Below are 19,934 nucleotides of genomic sequence, written 5' to 3' on the forward strand. Positions count from 1 at the left end.
TGACGGGACGGGGGTCTGTCGCCCCGTCCCATGCTGGCGATCACGTCGTCTATGCAGGTAGCAACCTGGTTGCAGCTGTCGCGCTACCCGTCCCAGCCGCTGACGCTCGCGGGACGGCTGGGACGGGCCGACCGTGCGTCGTCACTCCAGGTCAAGCCGTAGGGATAGAGAACAAGTCGCTCCTCGGACACGAGCGTTATTCACCCCCACGGGGTTGATGGAAACATCACCTTCGTGGGGGTTTTGCTTGTATCGGGCTAGGAACTGGGCATGCTGACCGGCCGGATGATCGAGCCAGGCGAGATCGCCCGCGCGGTCCTATTGCTGATGCCGAGCGTGATCGGGTCGACCTGGGGTTCCACCAAGGCGGCGTGACCGCTAGCCGGCGAACAGGTGCCCGAGCCGGTAGTCGATGATCCGCGTCGCCTGCTCGGTGTCATAGGCCTCGACCAGCATCGCGCTGAGCAGGCCGGCTGTCATGGTCGCGAGCGCGTCGGCCTCCAGCCGGGTGTCGAGGTGCGCCGGAACGCCGCCGCGCTGCTGGGCTTGTTCGAGCTGGTCGGCGAGCAGGCGTACGAGGTGGGGCATCATGGCCTGCTGGTCCGGAGCCTGGCCGCCGCGGGTGACGTCGACGGCGAAGTAGGCGATCTGCACCGCGCACAACATGCGGCTGCGTTCGTCGGTCGGCAGCACGGCGAGCAGGCACGCGCGGATGACGGCGCGCTCGTCGCCTGTCTGCAACGCCTCGGCGATGTCTCGTCCTGCCCGCTCGCCGCTCAGCTCGGTGATGCGGTGCCAGGCGTACCGCAGCATCTGCTCCTTGGTGGGGAAGTAGTACTGCACCTGGAACATCGAGATGCCGGCCTCCGCGGCGACCGCCCGCAGCGTCACCGCCTGAAGGCTCTGCGTCGCCGCGATCCGGAAGAGCGCCTCCGCGATCTCACGCCTTCTCTCGTCGTGGTCAACGCGTTTCGGCACGTGATCACTGTGCCACACCGGCCGTTGTCGGCTGGACGGGCCGACTGCTATAACATTGCATCTGCATTGGAAAAACGGCCTGGGGGTTGAGATGCTCGGAAAGTTCGTGGATCAGAAGGCGCAGGAGAGGTACTTCGCCACGTACGACGCGATCTTGCGGAAGTGGCCCGTTCCGGCCGAGGAGCTGGACGTCGAGACGCGGTTCGGGCCGACCAGGATCCGGCGCAGCGGCACCGGACAGGGCACGCCGATCGTGCTGCTGCACGGTGTCATGGGCACGTCGTTGTCCTGGTATTCCTACGTTGCCGAACTGGCCGAGCGGCACACGGTGTACGCGGTGGACACGATCGGCGAACCGGGTCGCTCCGTCCAGACGCGTCCCGTGCAGAGCGGCCAGGACCAGGCGGACTGGCTCGCCGACGTGCTCGCCGGCCTCGGCCACGAGAAGTTCCACCTCGTCGGAATCTCCCGCGGCGCCATGATCGCGCTGGACCTCGCCATGCGCTCCTCCGACCGGATCGCGAGGGTGATCGCCTTCGAACCGGGGGGCTTCGGGACCATCGGGCTGCGGTTCGTCCTCTGGAGCTTCGGCCAGATGTTCCGCTGGCTGCTGCCGGCGCCGATCCTGCGCCGGATCATGCCCGGAGATCCCTACGTGCGCCGCACACTGGCCCCGTTGCTGCTCCGCGGGCTCAAGTACAAACCGCACTTCCCGCCACAGTCCGAGTTCACCGACGACCAACTGCGCGCGATCGAGGTGCCCGTCCACTTCGTGCTCGCCGAACGCTGCGCCGTCCACAACTCACGCGAGGTCGCTGCCCGCGTCGAGGCGCTCAATCCCCGCCTCCGCGCGGAGGTCGTGCCGAAGACCACCCACGCGCTGCCCCTGGAGGAACCGGACCTGACGATCTCCCGGATCCTCACCCTCGTCGAGGACGACAGGGCGGACATGCCGGAGTGAACACCTTGGCGTCACCTGTCAGCGCCGTGTCAGCACCGGCTCCTAGCTTGTCGAGGCGGGTCACCCCCGTCCGACCATGAAGCTGGGAGTCCGATGATTCGCTTGGCCAGAACGGTTCTCGTTGGTGTCGCCGGTGTCGCGCTCGCCGCCGCGATCACGCCGCCCGCCGCTGCGGCTACCTACTACAACCTGGTGAACCACAAGAGCGGCAAGTGCATGTCCGTCGCGGGTGGTGGCAGCACCGCCAACGGCGCCAAGATCGTGCAGTGGACCTGCAACGACAAGGGCGAGCAACTCTGGTACCGGGTTGGTGACCAGCTCAAGAACCGCAAGAGCGGCAAGTGTCTCTCGGTGTCGGACGAGGGCGCGCCCGTCAACGGCCTCGAGCTCGTCCAGTGGAGCTGCAACGGCGCGTTCGAGCAGAAGTGGAGGCCGTCGGACGGCCTGCTGATCAACCACAAGAACGGCAAGGTCGCTTCGGTTGCCGGCGGTGGCAGCACCGAGAACGGCGCCAAGATCGTGCAATGGACTGCGACCGGTCGTGCGGAGCAGGGCTGGACGTTCGACGCTCGCGTCATCGACGCCTGAGTCCTGCACGAGGGGACAGCAGGACGGACCGTCCCGCTGTCCCCTGTGAAACTGTCTGCGCAATTCCATTCGGTACACCTGCAATCCGTTAGAACGGCTGGGGTTACCCTTGGCCGCGATGGCGACCCAGCGGGCACCTTGGCTGCGCGAACTTGGAGGAGCTAGTGGTGGCAACGGCGCGGCAGGTCGGGCGCGAGAAGCTCGAGGGTGTGCATTACACGCCCGCCGAGCTCGCTGGGTACGTTGCCAGGAAACTGCTCTCGTACGGCTCCTTCCCGAAGGGGCGCGCCGTCAAAGTGCTCGACCCCGCGTGCGGCGATGGAGAACTTCTGCTGGCCATTGCACGGGAACTCGCGGAACGTGGCGTTGCGGCTGAGCTCGTCGGTACGGACACGGACGCGAATGCCATCGAGGTCGCGGCCGAACGGCTGGCGAACACCATTCCCGGTGTGAGTTTCCGGGGCGACGTGGCCGATTTCCTGCTGGGACTCGCCAAGATCGACAGTCGGCAGCCGGCAAGCCTCTTCGACCTGGGAAGTGGTGACGAGGAAGAGAAATTCGACCTCATCATCGCCAATCCGCCGTACGTTCGCACGCAGCACCTCGGATCCGAGCGGGCGCAGGAGCTCGGACGCAGGTTCGGTCTCACCGGCAGGGTCGACCTCTACCAGGCGTTCATCGCCGCATTCCAGTCGGTGCTCGAGGACAACGGTTCGTTCGGCATCATCGTGCCCAACCGGTTTCTGGTCACAAAAGGTGGCGAAAGCATCAGGAGACTGCTTGCGAGCCGCTACCAGGTGAACGAGATCATCGACCTGGGCGACACCAAGCAGTTCGCTGCCGCAGTCCTTCCGGCGATCGTTTTCGCGTCGAACATCAAGGTCGACTCCCAGAAGATCCCCGTCTCGTCGATTTACTCGGTGGAGACCGGAACTCAGGCGACCAGCACCGCCGCATCGATTTATGACGCGCTTGATGGAACCCCCAACGGCGCAGTTCAGGTCGGAACGAGCACCTGGACGGTCGAGCGTGGAGAAGTCGTTGTTCAACCGAAGGCGCGTTTTGACGCGCCCTGGGTGAGCCGCTCGTCTGATCTGAACTTCCTGGCGGCTGTCGATGAAGCGTCGTACGCCAGGTTCAGCGATCTGGGAAAGATCAGAGTCGGCGTGAAGAGCACCGCCGACAAGGTCTTCATCCGGCGAAGCTGGGACGACCTCGAGGCGCGTGTGCGTCCGGAGCGAGAGCTTCTGCACCCTCTCGTCAGCTCGGACACCGCTGAGCGCTGGAACTGCCGGCACTCGGCGCTCTCGATCCTCTACCCGTACGACATGACCAACCGAAAGCGCGTTCCTCTCGACATCAGCCGATTTCCGCGTGCTGCTGCCTATCTTGAACTGCACCGCGAGCAGCTTTCGGGACGCAAGTACGTCATCGACGCCGGCCGGCACTGGTGGGAGATCTGGGTTCCGCAGAAGCCGGCGGACTGGGCGGCACCGAAGATCGTCTTTCCGGACATCTCCACGAACGGGAAGTTCGCCATCGACCGGACCGGTGCCCTGGTCAACGGCAACTGCTATTGGATCTCGCTTTCGCCAGAGCAGGAAGACCTGGGCTACCTGGCGGTCGCGGTGGCGAACTCCTCGCTGGCGATGCGCTACTACGATGCCCGGTTCGGCAACAAGCTGTACGCGGGCCGGCGTCGGTTCATCTCGCAGTACGTCGATCACTTTCCGCTGCCGGACCCCGGGAATCCCGCGGCCAAGCGCGCTGCTGAGCTTGCGCGCGAGCTCGAGGGAACGACCGAGTCCGCTCCCTCGCTCGAGCGTGAGGTAGAAGCTGCGGTGTGGTCAGCCTTTGGTCTCGAACAGGCCTGAGGGCGGCGGGATCTGGAGCTTGCGGTTCGAGACCAGCCCCTCGAAGCGCCTGAACTCGGTGAAGAAATCTGCCCCGGTGGTCGTCACGACGGCATCAAGAGTTACCACTGACCCGCTTCGAGCGCCGAAGAAGACCGCGTAGCGGACATCGCGGTGCCGGAGGCCGCCGCCGACGTCCTCGGCGGGGTGGTCGCTGTCGGGAGACACCAAACCCAGGTCGATCGTCGGGCTGAGCTGAAGCTTCACTTCCAGGGCCTGGTTCAGGATGTCCGGGAACTGTCCCTTGTCCCCGTAGGGGCCGACCCCGAGTGTCTCGGTCACCAGCTTCTGAAGCACGACACCGCGCCCACGCTCATTTGTCAGTCCCGGGTCGTCGAAAGTGACCCCTTCAAGCGGCAACAGCCGGGAGTGCACTTCGCTGATCGGCAGTACCTTGCCGCGACGAGGCGGGCTCGCGGGACTCAGACCGGTGATGTCGACTTCTGCTGTTGCACCGGGTAGAAGCACCTCGCGGAAGAGTTCGGTGTCGAGAGCGCTGACGAGCTTCGAGCCGGTGCGCGAATCGAGACGTGCGGCCTGGAACTTCGAAGTCAGGGTGCCGGTCTTGTCCCACAACGCGACGGCCTCGCCCGTCACGACACGAACTGCGGTGACCGTGTTCGTCGTATCCAGCCGGACGAGCGCGTAACGCCGCTCGGGGTCGACCTCTTCGTTCCAGATCTGAAGGTTGTTGCTCTGCTGGAGGAACAGATCAAGGTTCTGGCTGGGGAACCGGGGTTGAGTTTTCCTGAAACTCCGCGGCACCGGGTATCCGAGGGCGACGGTGACTGCCGCCTTTCCCAGCTTCGAACGAGTTCGAATCGGAGCGTCCCCCTGCTGGCCGACGAGTGCGGACTCGAGTCGCTCCTCCAGGGTTTGGTTGTCGTAGTACTCGTCGCTGTCCCTGTTGAACAGGTCGTAGATCGAGGCTCCTGAAGCGGCAATACGACGAGCGATCTGGTCACCGGCCATCTCGGTCATGAGATGAGCATATGCATCGAGGCTGCTCCTCAGGCGCCCTGGCGAGGCCGGGAACACGAGAGCCGGGACGGGGGTTCGTCACCCGTCCCGGCCGCTGTTCCCGACTCGACCGCTGGAGCTCAGGCCGCGCTCGTGGCGTCTTCCGTCCCGCCGGCCGGTTCACGGAACAGACCCGTGTACGAGCGCTGGTCCTCCGCGGGTGCGGGGCCGGACGTCGCGCCGCCGTGGTCCTGGTCCGGGTGGCTGAAGAGCCCGTCGAACTCGGTGGTTCGAGGTGCGTCGGGCTGAGAGTCTGACTGGGCGTTGTGCATCGGTTCCGGCTTTCTTCACGTTCTGGGCACACCCGCGGCAAGGTGCGTCCACAATGGACTCTGGCTTGGTGTTCCACCGCGCTCGGTCGATCCGGCAGTCAGTCGCGGCCAGGTGGCCCCGCCGACGCGGGTGCGGCCGCGTCGAGGTCCGCCACGCGAAGACGGAACACCTGCAGGTCGAGACCGAAGTACTTCCTGGTCTCGCCGACCCAGTGCATCCCATTGTTCCGCACGGTGGACGAGGCCCGCGTGTTGCCCGGCCGGACGACGGCGAACACCTCGTAAACGTCGTGGTCGAACGCCCACGCGGCGAGGGCGTGGGTGGTCTCGGTGGCGTAGCCGTGGCCCCACAGGTCAGGCCGGAGCTGCCAGCCGACCTCCAGGTCCTCCTGACCCGGTGGCAGCGGGAGCAGGATGGCGCCGCCGATCACCTGACCGTCGGCGGTGTGCTCGATCGCCCATCGGCCTGCGGGTGCCCGGAGGCGGGCGGCTTCGGCGATCCACTGCTGCAGCAGCAACCTCATGGCCGCCTCGTTGGAGACCTGGTCCATCTCGGGGCTGAGCCAGCGGGTCACCTCGGCGTTGCCGTAGACGTTCAGCGCGGCCGACGCGTCCTCGACACGCCAGGGGCGCAATGTGAGCCGGTTCGTGGTCAACACGTTCGTCATCACGGTCACCGGCAAATACATCCTCGAGTGAGCGCTGACGCCGTGGTAGCGGTGCAGTACCGCGCGCCGAGCGGGTCGTGCTCGTGCCACGGGTGAGGACACACCTCGCAGCTCGCGTCGTTGTCGAGGGCGGCGGTTCGTGGCTCGGGCATGCGGACACTCCGGTGATCTGTGCTGGAACGAGAGAACGGGTTGGTCAGCGCGTGCGCCTGGCCGGGGAACCGAGCACCGGCACGACGATGGCCGGGTCGGTCGACAACGGTCGCCAGCTCCCGGCGAAGTGCGGGTCCCGCGTCAGTCTTTCGCCGCGTGACGCGGCCAGAGCCGCAGTGGTGCAGAGCTGATCCGAGTTCATCTCGGCGCTCCCGCCTCCAGCCGAACCGGCCGGGCTTCCTGATGCGCCCAAGGCGGCACCAGCTTGAGCGCTGCTGCACGACGTACCCTCGGTGACCCCATCGTACTCCGCCACGGGCAGAACCCGCTCAGCGCCACGACGGGGCGAGGTCCTCTTCCGCCTGAACGACCATCGACTCCAGCCGCGGGCCCCCGAACGTGGTGACCATGGCGACGTCCGCGGCGTCCCGGCCGCGGCCGATGACGACACGTCCCTTGCGGGGCTCGTTGTTGCGCGGGTCGAAGGTCCACCAGCGGTCCCCCAGCCAGACCTCCATCCACGCCGCGAAGTCCATCGCCGCGTCGCCGGGTGGCACGTCCAGGTCCGGCAGGTAGCCGAAGACGTACCGGGCGGGGATGTTGAGGGCGCGGCAGAACGAGATCGCCAGGTGCGTGAAGTCGCGGCACACGCCGAAACCCGCCGCGTTGACGTCGGCCGCGGTGGACAACGCGGTGGAGGTGCCGTAGCCGAATTTCAGCGATTCGTGGACGTGCCGGCAGATCTCCTGCACCCTGCCGTAGCCGGGCGGGTGAGCGCCGAACCTCGACCACGCCTCGTCGCCCAGCACGTCGGACACGCAGTACCGGCTGGGCAGCGTGTACAGCAGCACGTCGTCCGGAAATGCATCGGGCAGCATCTCCGGCACGGTCTCGTCCACGTCCTCCGCCCTGTCCGGCACGTCCACCCACGCGCTGTAGTGCACTGTGGACAGACCTTGGGGCAGCACGACACGGGTGCTGCGGTTGCCGTACAGGTCGAGGTGGTGCCTCATCGGGACGTCCGGCTTCACGTCCAGGTTCTCGTGACTCAGCCGCACGTCCGCGCTCCAGAGCGGCTTCACCAGGAAGACCGCCGGTGTGGGCACCTCGGCACGGTAGGTGAACGCACAACCGACGCGGAGCAGTCGGGTGCCCCACGTCAGCTGTACCGCGCCGGTGCCGTAGTGGCGCGAGTTCAACGCACCCGCTCCGGGATGTGGTCCAGCGCGCGCAACACGCGCACCGCGAGGTCCCGTGTGGCCTTGCCGCCGAGCTCGGTTCGCTCGGTCAACACGTCCTCGACCATCTTGAGCCTGCGCTCATACGCGGATGTGCAGGTCGATGCGGTCATCTAACTCCTCGAGTCGTCTGTTCAGGTATGCAGGCACTGCCGGCTTCCGCAGCGTCCACAGTGGACTCGCCCGTCACGCCGTCGTGAAGCAGAATCTCGACGGTGTCGGCGTTTTCGCGCTGGGCGGCGCACATCATGGCGCGGTGGGCGGCGGAGGGTTCGGTGTCCGGCGGAACGAGGAGCAGCGTCAGGTGGCGCCGGTCTCCCGCGACGACGTCCACGGTGTGCGGGGGCCTGGACCAGAAACCGCTGAGCCGCACCCGGACGCCGCGTGCGGCGATCTGGCGTGGCGCGGTGTCCCACTCGGTCAGGTTGTAGCTCACCCGCGGGGTCTCGCCCAGCCGAACTGCCAGCACCGCGAGCAGCGCGGGCAGCGCGGGCAGTTCGGCGGCGAGGTCCCGGGAACGTGGCCACCAAGCACCGTCGACATACCCCGTGGTGAGCGCCTTCGGCCGCAACCGCAATCGCAGCGGATACCGAGGCTGCTCGTTGGCCGTGACAGCCGGAGGGGCCATGGAATGGTGAGGAGCCGACGTCATGCCGGGACTCCCGTCTCCGGCCCGAAGTGGACCGGTTCAGGTTTCACCGAGTGCGACGTGGGCTTGAGCGCTCACGTGCGAGATGCTCTCGGTAGAATCGACCTTACACGCTTTCCGGCATGATCGACCGAAAAGTGGCTTTATTTCGAAAATTCACGACCCGACATTCGCCGTGGAATTTCCGGGCGAGGGCGCTGCGTCGTCAGGTGCGTAGCGTTCCATGCACTCGGCGAGATCCGACCAGCCCATGGGCCGTGCGTCCGCCGCCGGCGGCTGCCGGTCGCCCGCACGCGTCATGGATTCGGTCACGAAACCCGCGACCGCCTCCGGTGCCTGCACGATGTCCCCGGAGAGACGGGCGAGCACGATCAGGGGCTCGGCCGGATCGGTTTCGATCGACACCGCCCACCCCTGCGTCGCGCTCCAGACGAGCATGACGTCGCGGTCCGGGTGGGCGACGGCGCGGCAGCCGAGTGCGATGTAGGCCGTCGCGGTGTCGGTGACCTCGAAGCTGGCGCCGTCGCGCGGCACGCCGAGAGCCTCGGCGACCTTCCGCACGTAACGCTCGAGGGCTCCGGTCAGCAGGTGCGTGCCCTCTGACGTGGGCACGGTCGCTGTCATGCGGACTCCGTCTTCCTCAGGTCGCTGCGAAGCCACGGCGGGCGCACAGACCGCGAGGTGACGAAGCGAGTGAACGAGCCGAGCAACGACTCTGCGGCCCCCACTCTAGCCGCTCGGAGCGGAGATGACGCTCTCGCGGCGACCGGCGCCGGGGTTCTGGCCGCCACATTTCTGGTCACCATTCGCTACGAGGAGATCGATCACGGCTGCCAGGTTTGAAAAGCTGCGCCAAGCCTGACGAAACTCCGCGAAACGCCGGAAAGCGCTCTCCACCGAATGTCAGACTCGGAGATGACGACCGGATGGTGGGGGGCGCATGGAGTTTCGCGTGATGGGGCCGGTGGAAGTGCGCTGCGACGACCGGGCGGAGGTGTTGTCCGGCCGGCTGCAGCGGACACTGCTCGGAGTGCTGCTGGCGCGGGCGAACCAGCCGGTGCCGGTCGACGTGCTGACGGACGCGTTGTGGGGTGATCAGCCGGGTCCGAGGGCGCCGCAGAAGCTGCAGCTGCACGTGCATCGGCTGCGTGGCCTGCTGGACACGCCGGACCGGCTGTCGTTCGGCGAGACCGGCTACCGGTTGCGGGCCGGGCAGGACGAGGTCGACGCCGGGCGGTTCGACGCGCTGGTCAAGACCGGGACGGCGACTTCGGAACGGGAGCCCCAGCGCGCGATCGAGTCGCTGCGTGCCGCGCTGGCGTTGTGGCGGGGCGAGCCGTTCGCGGACGTGGAGGTGCCGGTGCTCGCCGACTGGGCGCGCCGGCTCGCCGAACGCCGCCTCACCGCCGTGGAGGCGCTGTACGAGGCCGAGCTCGCCTGTGGTCTGCACGAGGCGGTCCTCGGTGAGCTCACCGATCTGGTGCGGGAGCACCCGCTGCGGGAGCGGTTGCACGAGCTGCTGATGACGGGGCTGTACCGGGCCGGGCGGCGGTCGGAGGCACTGGAGGCCTACCGCGCGGCCCGGCACGCGCTGGTGTCGGAACTCGGCCTGGAACCGGGGCCGGAACTGCGTGAGCTGCAGCGCCGCATCCTCGCCGACGACCTGCCGGAACCCGGGCCCGAACCCTCGGCGGACCGCCGGGACGTTCCCGCCCAGCTCCCGGTGGACGTGCGCGGGTTCGTCGGCAGGGAGGCCGAGCTCGCGGAGCTGGACGGGCTGCCGGCGACCGTGGTGATCACAACGCTGGCCGGCACCGCCGGGGTGGGCAAGACGGCGCTGGCCGTGCACTGGGCGCACCGGGTGCGCGCCCGGTTCACCGACGGCCAGCTCTACGTCGATCTTCGTGGCTACGGTCCCGACGAACCGGTGTCGCCCGCCGACGCGCTGGCGGGCTTCCTGCGCGCGCTGGGCCTGGACGGCGCGGCGATCCCCGAGGACCTCGACGAGCGGGCTGCCCGCTTCCGCACCCTCGTCGACCAGCGCAGGATCCTGATCCTGCTGGACAACGCCCGCACCGTCGACCAGGTGCGCCCGTTGCTGCCGGCCGGCTCGTCCTGCCGCACGGTCGTGACCAGCCGTGACTCGCTGGCAGGACTCGTCGCCCGCTACGGCGCGCATCGGATCGACCTGGACCGGCTTCCCGCCGCCGACGCGGTGGAGCTGTTGCACGACCTGCTCGGCGCACGGGCCGATGCCGAGCCGGAGGCCGTCGGAGCGTTGGCTGAACGGTGCGCGCGGTTGCCGCTGGCGTTGCGGATCGCTGCCGAGCTGGTTCGGTCGCGGCCGGGCCAGGCCATCCGCGAGCTGGCCGGTGAACTCGCCGACCGGCAGGACGCGCTGGACCTGCTGGCCGCGGACGACGACCCGCACACCGCGGTCCGCGCGGTGTTCTCCTGGTCGTACCAGCGGCTCGACCCCGCCGTCGCCCGGCTGTTCCGGTTGCTCGGCGTGCACCACGGGCACGACGTGGACGCCCACGCGATGGCGGCGATGGCCGGGAGCGGGCTGCGCGAGACCCGCCGGGCACTCGACGTGCTGGTGCGCGCCCACCTCGTGGACCAGCCCTCCGCCGGGCGGTACCAGCCGCACGACCTGCTGCGCGCCTATGCCGCCGAGCTGGCCGAAGCCACTGACGATGCGACCGGACGCGCCGCGGCACTGACCCGGCTGTGCGACTACTACGTCGGCACCGCGTCCGCCGCGATGGACCTCATCGCCCCGCACGAGGCCAAGCGCAGGCCGAAGGTCGCTTCACCGGGCTCCGAGTCACCTGTGTTCGGCAGCTACGACGCGGCGTTCGGCTGGCTGGACCGCGAACGGGCCAACCTGCTCGCCACCACCCAGCACGGTGAGCCCGACCACGTGGTCAACGTCTCGGACACCGTCTGGCGCTACCTCCACATCGGCGGGTACCGCGACGACGCGTTCGCGCTGCACACTCGCGCACTGCACGCCGCCCAGGCTCTCGGCGACCTCGCCGCGGAAGCCAACGCCCGACGGGTGCTGGGCGTGGCGGCCCACCGCGTGGGCCTCAACGTGCAGGCCATCGACCACCTGGAGCGCGCACTGGCCCTGTATCAGCAGGTCGGCGACCAGTCGCTACTGGCCGTCACGTTGAGCAACCTCGGCGCTGTGACCCGGCGGCACGGGAACCTGTCCGACGCCGCGGACCTCATCCGCCGTGCACTGGCTCTCCACGAGGAACTCGGCGACAAAAGCCAGCAGGCGGCAGCCACCAACAACTACGCACTGATCCTGCACGCCCTCGGCCGGTACGACGAGGCGTTCGGACTGCTCGAGCAGTCGTTGGCCATCGCCAGAGACAACGGAGACCGGAACGTCGAGATAACCGTGTTGTGCGGTATGTCCGAGATCAACACTGAGCTGGGCCGAGCCCACCAGGCACTGGACTACGCGCGTCTCGCCCTGAGCGTCGCGCAGGACGCCGGCCACCGTCCCTTTCAGGGCACCGCGATTCGCATGATCGGAATCGCCCTCCGCGAGGGCGGCGAACACGAGGAGGCGATCAGCCACCTCGACACGGCGTTGCACATCGCACGCACCGCCGGTGATACCGCACAGCTCATCCCCGCGTTGAACGGACTGGCCGCCACGCACACGTCCGCAGGAAACCCCGCGAAGGCGCTCAGCCTCTATCTCGAGGCGCTGACCGTGGAGGACGGGCCAAGAATCTTCCTCGAGAACGCACACACATACGCGGGCATCGGCGACGCCCATGCCGCGCTCGGCGAACACGACCAAGCCGCTGAGCACTGGCAGCGAGCACTCACGATCTATCGCCGGCTCGGCACGCCCCAGGCGGACGTGGTGGCGGCCAAGCTGGCCGTCAGCCCGTCGTCCACGGACGGAGCTTCTCGGGATTGCGCACCGCCCAGATGCGGGTGATCCGGTCACCGGCGACCTCGAACGCGTACACGGACACGGTGACGCCGTCCTGCTGGGCGATCAGGCCGGGCTGGCCGTTAATCGTGCGTTCGAGGATCGTCAGGTCCTTGAGCCTGTCCTGGAGCAGGAGCAACGAGCGCGCGACCCGCTCCGCGCCCTCGATCGGGCGCAGGGTGGTGCTGACCTGGCCGCCACCGTCGGCGATCGCCGTGACGCCGGGGTCGAGCAGGCTGACGAGCGCCTCGACGTTCCCGGACTCCAGTGCCACCTTGAAGTTCCGGACGATGCCCGACTGCCTCGGCACCGGTGTCACGGGAGCGTGCGCGGCCCGGATGCGGCGGCGGGCGGAGGAGGCCAGCTGGCGGCAGGCCGCCGGTGTGCGCCCGACGACGTCCGCCACCTCGGCGAAGGTGTACCGGAACACGTCGTGCAGCACGAACGCCACGCGCTCGGCCGGGGTCATCGCGTCGAGCACGACGAGGAAGGCCATCGTGACCGACTCGTCGAGGGTGACCCGGTCCGCGGGGTCGGGGGCCGGGCGGCCGGGTGATCCACTCGGTGGGTTCCGGCAGTGGTTCGGGAATCCACTCGCCGACGTAGGTCTCGCGCCGGGCACGGGCGGAGGAGAGCACGTTGAGGCACAGCCGGCCGGTGACCTTGTTCAGCCAGGCACCGGGTGAGTCGATGGCTTCCTGTTGCCGCTGCGTGAGCGCGTACCAGCGGGCATAGGCCTCCTGCACGACGTCCTCGGCGTCGGCCAGCGAACCGAGCAGCCGGTACGCGAGATTGATCAGCTGGCGGCGTTCGTCCATCGGTTCTGGCTGCGTGGTCATCGTCCGGCCCCCTCGGTCCGCATCTTCCCTCACCTGTTCGACCGGACAGCGCGGCGAAGTGTGAGGTGCCGTGCATCACCTCACACTTCGCGGCGGTGCGTGGTCGGACTTGGCGAGACACCGTTCAGCGAGAGGGGAAACTCGCCATGCACGCACTTCACCAGGTTGTCGTGATCGGCGGCGGTTACGCGGGAACGCTCGCGGCCAACCGGCTGCGGCAGCGCGACGACATCGGCGTCACCCTGGTCAACCCGCGGCCGGAGTTCGTGGACCGCGTCCGGCTGCACCAATTCGTGGCGGGCACCGGTGAGGCCACAGTGGACTACCGCACGCTGCTGGACGACGGCGTCGACCTGGTCGTCGACAGCGTCACCCTCATCGACACCGCCGCCCGCGAGGTGCGGCTGGCATCGGGCCGTGCGCTGGCCTACGACTACGTCGTCTACGCGGTCGGCAGCACCGCGCCGATCCCGTCGTCGGTTCGTGGCGCGGCCGAGCACGCCGTCTCCATCGCCGAACTGGAGTCCGCGCAGCTGTTGCGCGGCAAGCTCGCAGGGCTGCGCCGCGATGCCCCGGTCACCGTCGGCGGCGGCGGGCTGACCGGCATCGAAACCTCGGCCGAACTCGCCGAGCAGAAACGCGAGGTCACGTTGGTGTGCGGCGGAATCCTCGCGCCATCGCTGAGTGCCCCTGGTCGCCGTTACATCGCCAAGTGGTTGTCGCGGCACGGCGTCACCGTGCTCGAAGGCGGTGCGGTCACCGAGGTCCGGCCGGAGGCCGTCGTTTTCGCCAACGATGAGGTGCGGCCGAGCGCGCTGACCATCTGGGCCACCGGCTTCGGCACACCGGAGCTGGCCGCCGCCAGCGGGCTGCGCACCGACGAGCTCGGCCGGTTGCTCACCGACGAGACCCTCACCAGCGTCGACGACGACCGAATCGTCGCGGCCGGCGACGCCGCCGCGCCGTCCGGCCTGCCGCTGCGGATGTGCGGCCAGATCGCCGCGCCGCTAGCAGCGCAGGCCGTCGACACCGTGCTGAGCCGCATCGCGGGCACCTAGCCGCCGGTGCTCGACGTGGCGCTGGTGGGTTCGTGCGTCAGCCTCGGCCGGCGCGCGGGGCTGCGGCAGTTCGCCCGCAAGGACGACTCCGCGTTGAACTTCTGCTTCGGCGGTCGTCTCGGTGCGGCCTACAAGGAGCTGACGTGCAAGCTCGGGGTGGCGAAGATCCGCCTGGAGGCGCGCAAGCCCGGTTCCCTGCTGTGGGCCAAGGGCGGGCCGCGTCCGGTCTCCGCCTGAGCACGCGTACGGCGGCACCATCCGATGTGGACGGTGCCGCTGTGTTCGGTCACTGCACCGGGATCGCGTAGACCGCGCTCATGTCGGAGTTGTGCCGCCCCGTCGAACCGCGTCCGTCGGTGAGGTTGTTCGCCGTGCCCTGCACTGCGCCGGTCTCACCGCCCAGCCACTTCACGAGAACGTAGGCGTTGAACCGCGGCGCACAGCCGGCGTCCGTCTTCACCGTGAACCCGGACATCTTCAGCGGCACCACCACGTGGTGCACGTAGTAGGGCGTGTCCAGGGTGACGCCGGTGGAATCGGTGTGGCACAACGTCCCGTCCGACTTCCACTGGTTCACGAACAGCGTGTACGAGGCCTGGGACGACTTCGACTTGTTGCACGCGCTGATGGTGTGACAGACGAGGTACTCGACGTCGGCGACCACGTTCAGGCTCTTGGTTCCCGCCGGTACGTCGAAGATCGGCAGCGCGGGCTGACGGACGATCGGGTTCGCTGCGTCGACCTTCAGCAGCCCGGCGGGCACGGTGGCCTGGATGGCCGGCCCTGTCGTCGGCACGATGCGCATCGAACCGCTGACGAGGTTGACGGTCGAGTCGTCGAAGCCCAGCGAGGCCGTGCGGATGAAGGCGGTGCAGGTCACCAGAGCGGCCTTGCCGGGGTGGACGAGCTGGCTGGTGGTCAGCGTCAGGTCTTCCCACTGGGGTGCGCCGCTGCCCTTCTGGTACACGTTCTGGCCCAGCACGGCGTTCTTGCCGCCACCGTCCCATTTGCAGACGATCTCGTTGTCGAACAAGGTGCGAATGGTCGCGGAATTCACCCGCATCACGGCGACGACCTGTGCGGATTGGGCCGCCGTCAGATTCATGGTGACCGAGCCGAGCTCCACGACGTTCTGGTCCGTGCGGGAGCCGTCCCGCGGAATGCCGGGGCCGAGCACGGTGCGCGGTTCGAAGTTGACGCTGGTGGCGGCTGATGCCGCCGGCACGTTCAAAGCCAGTAGCGCCAACGTTGTGGCGACGACCGCGGACAAGGCCTTGCGCATGTCTACCCCTCCCGAGAAACGAATTACGGGAAGGAAGTTACGGAGGCGTTCTACACGTCCCCTACAAGAGCCGCACCCGGCCAGGCCGGGCGCGGCTCCGGCTCCACAACGAACTCAGGCCTTCGGCTCACCGATGCGGACCAGAATGGCGCCGCACTCCTCGCAGCGCACGATCTCGTCCGCGCCCGCTTCCTTCAGCTTCGACACCGCGCCGCGGTCGAGCTCGATCCGGCACGCGCCGCAACGGCGGGACTGGAACGGTGCCGCGCCGATGCCGCGCTGCTCGCGCTGGCGGTCGTAGAGCTTCAGCAGGTCGTCCGGGAGGCCCTTGGCCATCATCGAGCGGTCGGCGCTGCGCCTGGTCTCGGTCGACTCCAGGTCGGCGAGGACGGCGTCGCGGCGGCTGGTGGCGTCCTCCAGGGCCTCACGGGCCTTGTCGAGCTCCACGCGGGCGAAGGAGACGTCGGCTTCGACGGCCTCGCGGCGTTCCATCAGCTCCAGCAGGTCGTCTTCGAGGATGCCCTGGCGGCGCTGCAGGGTGGCGAGCTCGTGTTCGAGGTCGGTGAGCTGCTTGGCGCCGACCGCGCCGGACTGCATCAGCTTGCGGTCGCGCTCCCCGCGGGCGCGGACCTGGTCGATCTCGGTCTCCTGGCGCTTCAGGTCGCGGTCCAGGTCGGTGAGCGTCGTCTCGATGGCCACCAGCGCGTCCTGCTTCGCGCGCACGAGCTGCTCGGCCGCGGCGATCTCGGCGATCTCGGGCAGCGTGCGGCGACGGTGGGTGACACGCGCCAGTTCGGCGTCGACCTCTGCCAGGTCGAGCAGCCTGCGCTGCACTGCGGGATCGGCTTTCACGCATGTCCTCCTGCTGCTGTTCTCGTCGCACCGACGGTCCACGGGTCGGTCCGGCGGGTGGAGACGAGTACCTGGACCCTACCGCCGAAGGCCTCGCGCAGGATTTCCGCCGCCTGCTCGCACCACGGCCACTCGCTGGCCCAGTGCGCCACGTCCACCAGCGCGGGGCCACCGGACTCGATGTGCTCGCTCGCGGGGTGGTGGCGCAGGTCGGCGGTGACGTAGGCGTCGACGCCCGCGCGCTGCACCGTGCTCAGGAAGCTGTCGCCCGCGCCGCCGCACACCGCGACCCGCTTGATCAGGCGTTCCGGGTCGCCGGCGGCGCGCACGCCCTGCACCGTGGCGGGCAGGGCGTCGGCCACGCGCTGGGCGAAGACGCGCAACGGTTCCGCCTCCGGCAGCTCGCCGATGCGGCCAAGCCCGGTGTCACCCGGCAGGTCGGCGAGCTCCTGCAGGGTGAAGTCCTCGTGCGGGTGCACGGCTCGCAGCGCCGCCAGGACGGCCGATCGCCAGGCCCTCGGCAGGACCACCTCGAGACGTGAGTCGTCCTGCTCGCCGATCGCGGCGGCGCCGGCGTCGGTGAGCGCCTTGAGCACCTGTTCCGCGTTCGTCACCGGCACGAACACGGTCAGCACGTCCATCGGTGCGCGGGACGCGGCGTCCAGCGGTCCGGTGATCGTGAGGCCTATGGCGCGGGCGAGCGCGTCCGAGACGCCGGGCAGAGCCGAGTCCGCGTTGGTGTGCGCGCAGTACAGGGCGGCGCGGTTGCGGATCAGCTTGTGCACCAGCGCGCCCTTGGGGTCGTCGGCCGGAACCCCGTTGACGCCGCGCAGGAGCAGCGGGTGATGTGCGAGAAGGAGCTGCGCGCCGCGTTCGACCGCCTCGTCCACAGTGGACGACGTCGGGTCGACGCAGACCAGCACGCGCGTGACCTCCTCGGCCGGATCGCCGCAGACGAGGCCGACCGCATCCCACTTCTCGGCGGTCTTCGGCGGATACGCGGACTCCAGTGCCGCGATCACGTCGGCGAGCTTCACGCCAGTTCCTCCATCACTACCCGCAGCGCGTCCACGAACACCGCGAACTCCTCCGGCGGCCGGATCGCCACGCGCAGGTACGTGTCGTCGAGACCGGGGAAGGTGTCGCAGCGCCGTGCCGCGATCCCCTTGTCCCGCAACGCCTCCCGCGTACCCCTCGGCACCCTGATCAGCACGAACGGCGCTTTCGGCGGCACGACGACCAGATCTTGGAGCTGCTCCAACGCGTACGCGGCGTGCTCGGTGGCTTCGAGCGCGAACCGGTGCGACGCCTCCAGCGCCTCCGGCTCGCAGCACGCGGTGATCGCTTCGAGCGTCAGGCTGCCGACGGGCCAGTGCGGACGTCCGTGCGCCAGGCGCTGGAGGGTCTCCGGGTCGCCGAGGAAGTAGCCGGCCCTGAGCCCCGCCAGGCCCCAGGTCTTGGTGAGGCTGCGCAGCACCAGCACGTCCGGGTCGTGCGCGAGCGACTCGGGCTCACCCGGCACGGCGTCCATGAACGCCTCGTCCACGACGAGCTTGCCGGGCAGAGTCTTGAGCGCGGCGCTCGGGTGCAGCACCGACGTGGGGTTCGTCGGGTTGCCGATGACGGTGAGGTCGGCGTCCACGGCGGTGCCGGACAGCGTGAAGTCGCCGTCGAGCAGCACGTGGTCCACCGGAATTCCGGCATCGCGGAACGCCACTTCAGGCTCGGTGAAACCGGGGTGCACGATCGCGGCCCGGCGCGGCGCGAGCTTCGGCAGCAGCGCGAAGCCCTCCGCGGCGCCGTTGAGCAGCAGAACCTCGTCAGGCGAGCGCCCGTGACGGCGTGCGACGGCCGCACGGGCGCGTTCCTCAGCCTGTTTCGAGGGATAACGGCCCAGGTCGCCGAGCGCCGCGGCCAGCCGTTCGCGCAGCCAAGCGGGCGGGTGCGGCACCCGCACGTTGACGGCGAAGTCGGCGAGGCCGGGTGCGGCGTCGACGTCACCGTGGTGGCGCAGGTCTGGGCTGGTCATCGCCGGAATTCTAGGCGACCAGCTCAGAGCACCGCGTCACTGCATGTAGCGGCGGAGCTCGGTGAGGTGGCTGATCAGCTCGTCCAGCTGGAAAGCGTCGAGCTGGGCCGACTCACCGGGCGGGGTGCGGAAGCAGACGCGACCCTTCTCGTTGAGGTACACCTCGAACGCACGTCGGCGCCCGAGGGCGTCGGTGCACCCGATGATCTCCCGTTGCGGGGGCACGTCGGTACCTGTCTGCATGGGCGGCCTCCATGTCGTTTGTCCATACATCTTGTGACAGCGGTTGAGCGTTACCGTGTGGCGGTGAAGGTCGCCTTTGTCTGCACCGGCAACATCTGCCGGTCCCCCATGGCAGCGCTCGTCTTCCGAGAATGGCTGATCCGGGAAGGATTGTCCTCTCTGGTCGAGGTGTCCAGTGCCGGTACCGGTGGCTGGCACGTCGGCGATCCCGCCGACGCGCGAGCGATGAAGACGTTGGCGGACAACGGATATCCCACCGACCACGTGGCCGCGCAGGTGTCTGACCTGCACTTGGACGCCGATCTGCTGGTCGCGCTCGACTCCGGCCACGCACGGGCGCTGCGCCGGATGGCCGATCCCGATCGCATCCGGTTGCTGCGCTCGTTCGACCCGGACGCCGACAGCGCCGACGTGCCCGATCCCTACTACGGCGACGACTCCGGCTTCGAAGAAGTGCTGGTCATGATCGAGGCGGCGATGCCGGGGCTGATCGCGTGGGTTCGCGAGCAGCTCTGAGGACGAAGCACCAGTCACCGCAGGCCACCGCTGCCGAGGCGGCGGGCCTGCGGTGGCTGCGCGTCGAGGGCGGCCCGCCGATCCCGTTCGTGCACTCGTCCGACGGCGGCGTGCTGGTGATGGACGAGATCCCGCACGGCTCGCCAAATCTTCAGGCAGCCGTGACCTTCGGGCGCCGCCTGGCGACCCTGCACCTGGCCGGCGCCCCCGCGTTCGGCGCCCCACCGCCGGGCGGCCCGCGCGAGGCGACCATCGGGATGGCCCCGATGGTCAACGAGCCGGCACCGTCGTGGCCGGAGTGGTTCGCGTCACAACGCATTCAGCCGTACGCCCGGCAGGCAGGCCTCGACCTGGACGAGGTGTGCTCCCGCATCACCGAGCTCGCCGGCCCGCCGGAGCCGCCCGCGCGGCTGCACGGCGATCTGTGGAGCGGCAACGTGCTGTGGGGCGCGGACGGCCAGGTGTGGCTGATCGACCCGGCAGCTCACGGCGGGCACCGGGAGAGCGACCTCGCGATGCTCCAGCTCTTCGGGTGCCCGTTCCTCGACGACGTCCTGGGCGCCTACCAGGAGGTGGCTCCGCTGGCCGACGGCTGGCGCGCACGCGTCAAGCTGCACCAGCTGTTCCCGCTGCTCGTGCACGCCGTGCTGTTCGGTGGCGGATACCGGTCAGAAGTCTTGGCCACCGCACGCTCTGTTTTGCAAGGATGAGCTC

The 19,934-nt window shown here is 68.8% G+C and carries 23 protein-coding genes and 1 pseudogene; 8 read left to right on the forward strand and 16 right to left on the reverse strand.

What is annotated here, in order from left to right:
* Positions 1-378: 378 nt before the first annotated feature.
* Positions 379-978 carry a TetR/AcrR family transcriptional regulator gene (locus tag ABFX45_RS07540; protein WP_346128617.1) on the reverse strand — a complete coding sequence of 200 codons (600 nt, stop codon included), beginning with the start codon at positions 976-978 and terminating at the stop codon, positions 379-381.
* A gap of 91 nt (positions 979-1,069) precedes the next feature.
* Between ABFX45_RS07540 and ABFX45_RS07545 the strand changes: the two genes are divergently transcribed.
* From ABFX45_RS07545 to ABFX45_RS07555, 3 genes are all read left to right on the forward strand, one after another.
* Positions 1,070-1,939 (forward strand): alpha/beta fold hydrolase, encoded by an 870-nt coding sequence (locus tag ABFX45_RS07545; RefSeq protein WP_346128619.1) that lies wholly within the window; start codon positions 1,070-1,072, stop codon positions 1,937-1,939.
* A 102-nt stretch (positions 1,940-2,041) separates the two neighbouring features.
* A complete protein-coding gene (locus tag ABFX45_RS07550) occupies positions 2,042-2,527 on the forward strand; it encodes an RICIN domain-containing protein (RefSeq protein WP_170154762.1) in 486 nt (161 codons plus the stop codon).
* A 167-nt stretch (positions 2,528-2,694) separates the two neighbouring features.
* Entirely contained in the window at positions 2,695-4,401 is a 1,707-nt protein-coding gene (locus tag ABFX45_RS07555) for an N-6 DNA methylase family protein (RefSeq protein WP_346128622.1), read from the forward strand.
* Here the strand turns inward: ABFX45_RS07555 and ABFX45_RS07560 are convergent.
* The 9 genes from ABFX45_RS07560 to ABFX45_RS07595 form a co-directional block, all read right to left on the reverse strand.
* Positions 4,375-5,421 (reverse strand): hypothetical protein, encoded by a 1,047-nt coding sequence (locus tag ABFX45_RS07560; protein ID WP_346128624.1) that lies wholly within the window; start codon positions 5,419-5,421, stop codon positions 4,375-4,377. The two genes, ABFX45_RS07555 and ABFX45_RS07560, sit on opposite strands and share 27 nt — an antisense overlap.
* Before the next feature lie 119 nt (positions 5,422-5,540).
* Positions 5,541-5,732 (reverse strand): hypothetical protein, encoded by a 192-nt coding sequence (locus ABFX45_RS07565; RefSeq protein WP_109632684.1) that lies wholly within the window; start codon positions 5,730-5,732, stop codon positions 5,541-5,543.
* 98 nt (positions 5,733-5,830) lie between these two features.
* Complete coding sequence (locus ABFX45_RS07570; protein ID WP_109633280.1) at positions 5,831-6,400, reverse strand: GNAT family N-acetyltransferase; 570 nt, start codon at positions 6,398-6,400, stop codon at positions 5,831-5,833.
* A 5-nt stretch (positions 6,401-6,405) separates the two neighbouring features.
* Positions 6,406-6,552 (reverse strand): RGCVC family protein, encoded by a 147-nt coding sequence (locus ABFX45_RS46375; protein ID WP_170166589.1) that lies wholly within the window; start codon positions 6,550-6,552, stop codon positions 6,406-6,408.
* A 44-nt stretch (positions 6,553-6,596) separates the two neighbouring features.
* On the reverse strand, positions 6,597-6,755 hold the full coding sequence (locus ABFX45_RS07575; protein ID WP_170154760.1) for a hypothetical protein: 159 nt from the start codon (positions 6,753-6,755) through the stop codon (positions 6,597-6,599).
* Positions 6,756-6,882: 127 nt separating this feature from the next.
* On the reverse strand, positions 6,883-7,752 hold the full coding sequence (locus tag ABFX45_RS07580; RefSeq protein ID WP_211337164.1) for a transglutaminase-like domain-containing protein: 870 nt from the start codon (positions 7,750-7,752) through the stop codon (positions 6,883-6,885).
* Entirely contained in the window at positions 7,749-7,904 is a 156-nt protein-coding gene (locus ABFX45_RS07585; protein ID WP_170154759.1) for a DUF6307 family protein, read from the reverse strand. The genes ABFX45_RS07580 and ABFX45_RS07585 overlap by 4 nt, the downstream gene beginning before the upstream one ends.
* Positions 7,901-8,419 (reverse strand): DUF5994 family protein, encoded by a 519-nt coding sequence (locus tag ABFX45_RS07590; protein ID WP_346128628.1) that lies wholly within the window; start codon positions 8,417-8,419, stop codon positions 7,901-7,903. Before ABFX45_RS07590 ends, ABFX45_RS07585 begins: the two co-directional genes overlap by 4 nt.
* A gap of 177 nt (positions 8,420-8,596) precedes the next feature.
* Positions 8,597-9,064 (reverse strand): DUF6292 family protein, encoded by a 468-nt coding sequence (locus tag ABFX45_RS07595; protein ID WP_109632680.1) that lies wholly within the window; start codon positions 9,062-9,064, stop codon positions 8,597-8,599.
* 316 nt (positions 9,065-9,380) lie between these two features.
* Between ABFX45_RS07595 and ABFX45_RS07600 the strand changes: the two genes are divergently transcribed.
* On the forward strand, positions 9,381-12,407 hold the full coding sequence (locus ABFX45_RS07600; RefSeq protein ID WP_346128631.1) for an AfsR/SARP family transcriptional regulator: 3,027 nt from the start codon (positions 9,381-9,383) through the stop codon (positions 12,405-12,407).
* On the opposite strand, the pseudogene sigJ reads toward ABFX45_RS07600, so the two are convergent.
* Positions 12,349-13,240 (reverse strand): annotated as a pseudogene (sigJ, locus tag ABFX45_RS07605) (RNA polymerase sigma factor SigJ). The gene ABFX45_RS07600 and the pseudogene sigJ overlap by 59 nt on opposite strands.
* A 146-nt stretch (positions 13,241-13,386) precedes the next feature.
* Here sigJ and ABFX45_RS07610 point away from each other — a divergent pair.
* Both ABFX45_RS07610 and ABFX45_RS07615 read left to right on the forward strand, forming a co-directional pair.
* Positions 13,387-14,298, forward strand: a complete 912-nt coding sequence (locus ABFX45_RS07610) for an NAD(P)/FAD-dependent oxidoreductase (protein WP_346128633.1) — start codon at positions 13,387-13,389, stop codon at positions 14,296-14,298.
* A gap of 6 nt (positions 14,299-14,304) precedes the next feature.
* Positions 14,305-14,535 carry a hypothetical protein gene (locus tag ABFX45_RS07615; RefSeq protein ID WP_346128635.1) on the forward strand — a complete coding sequence of 77 codons (231 nt, stop codon included), beginning with the start codon at positions 14,305-14,307 and terminating at the stop codon, positions 14,533-14,535.
* Positions 14,536-14,584: 49 nt separating this feature from the next.
* On the opposite strand, the gene ABFX45_RS07620 is transcribed toward ABFX45_RS07615, so the two are convergent.
* From ABFX45_RS07620 to ABFX45_RS07640, 5 genes are all read right to left on the reverse strand, one after another.
* Positions 14,585-15,580, reverse strand: a complete 996-nt coding sequence (locus tag ABFX45_RS07620) for a hypothetical protein (protein ID WP_346128637.1) — start codon at positions 15,578-15,580, stop codon at positions 14,585-14,587.
* Positions 15,581-15,694: 114 nt separating this feature from the next.
* Complete coding sequence (locus ABFX45_RS07625) at positions 15,695-16,432, reverse strand: zinc ribbon domain-containing protein (RefSeq protein WP_346128639.1); 738 nt, start codon at positions 16,430-16,432, stop codon at positions 15,695-15,697.
* A complete protein-coding gene (locus tag ABFX45_RS07630; RefSeq protein ID WP_346128641.1) occupies positions 16,429-17,469 on the reverse strand; it encodes a Nif3-like dinuclear metal center hexameric protein in 1,041 nt (346 codons plus the stop codon). The genes ABFX45_RS07625 and ABFX45_RS07630 overlap by 4 nt, the downstream gene beginning before the upstream one ends.
* The gene (gene cobC / locus ABFX45_RS07635) at positions 17,466-18,461 is read right to left on the reverse strand and encodes an Rv2231c family histidinol phosphate aminotransferase CobC (protein ID WP_346128643.1); all 996 of its coding nucleotides are present in this window, start codon (positions 18,459-18,461) and stop codon (positions 17,466-17,468) included. The genes ABFX45_RS07630 and cobC overlap by 4 nt, the downstream gene beginning before the upstream one ends.
* A 36-nt stretch (positions 18,462-18,497) precedes the next feature.
* Positions 18,498-18,704: a hypothetical protein gene (locus ABFX45_RS07640; RefSeq protein ID WP_030472678.1), complete on the reverse strand. Its 207-nt coding sequence runs from the start codon at positions 18,702-18,704 to the stop codon at positions 18,498-18,500.
* 108 nt (positions 18,705-18,812) lie between these two features.
* Between ABFX45_RS07640 and ABFX45_RS07645 the strand changes: the two genes are divergently transcribed.
* Complete coding sequence (locus ABFX45_RS07645; RefSeq protein WP_233439274.1) at positions 18,813-19,220, forward strand: low molecular weight protein-tyrosine-phosphatase; 408 nt, start codon at positions 18,813-18,815, stop codon at positions 19,218-19,220.
* Positions 19,199-19,930, forward strand: coding sequence for a fructosamine kinase family protein (locus tag ABFX45_RS07650; protein ID WP_346128647.1), 732 nt, complete (start codon positions 19,199-19,201; stop codon positions 19,928-19,930). Before ABFX45_RS07645 ends, ABFX45_RS07650 begins: the two co-directional genes overlap by 22 nt.
* Positions 19,931-19,934 lie beyond the last annotated feature (4 nt).

Origin of the sequence: Lentzea roselyniae, assembly GCF_039537795.1 — a bacterium.
In the GTDB taxonomy this organism is placed as follows: domain Bacteria; phylum Actinomycetota; class Actinomycetes; order Mycobacteriales; family Pseudonocardiaceae; genus Lentzea; species Lentzea atacamensis.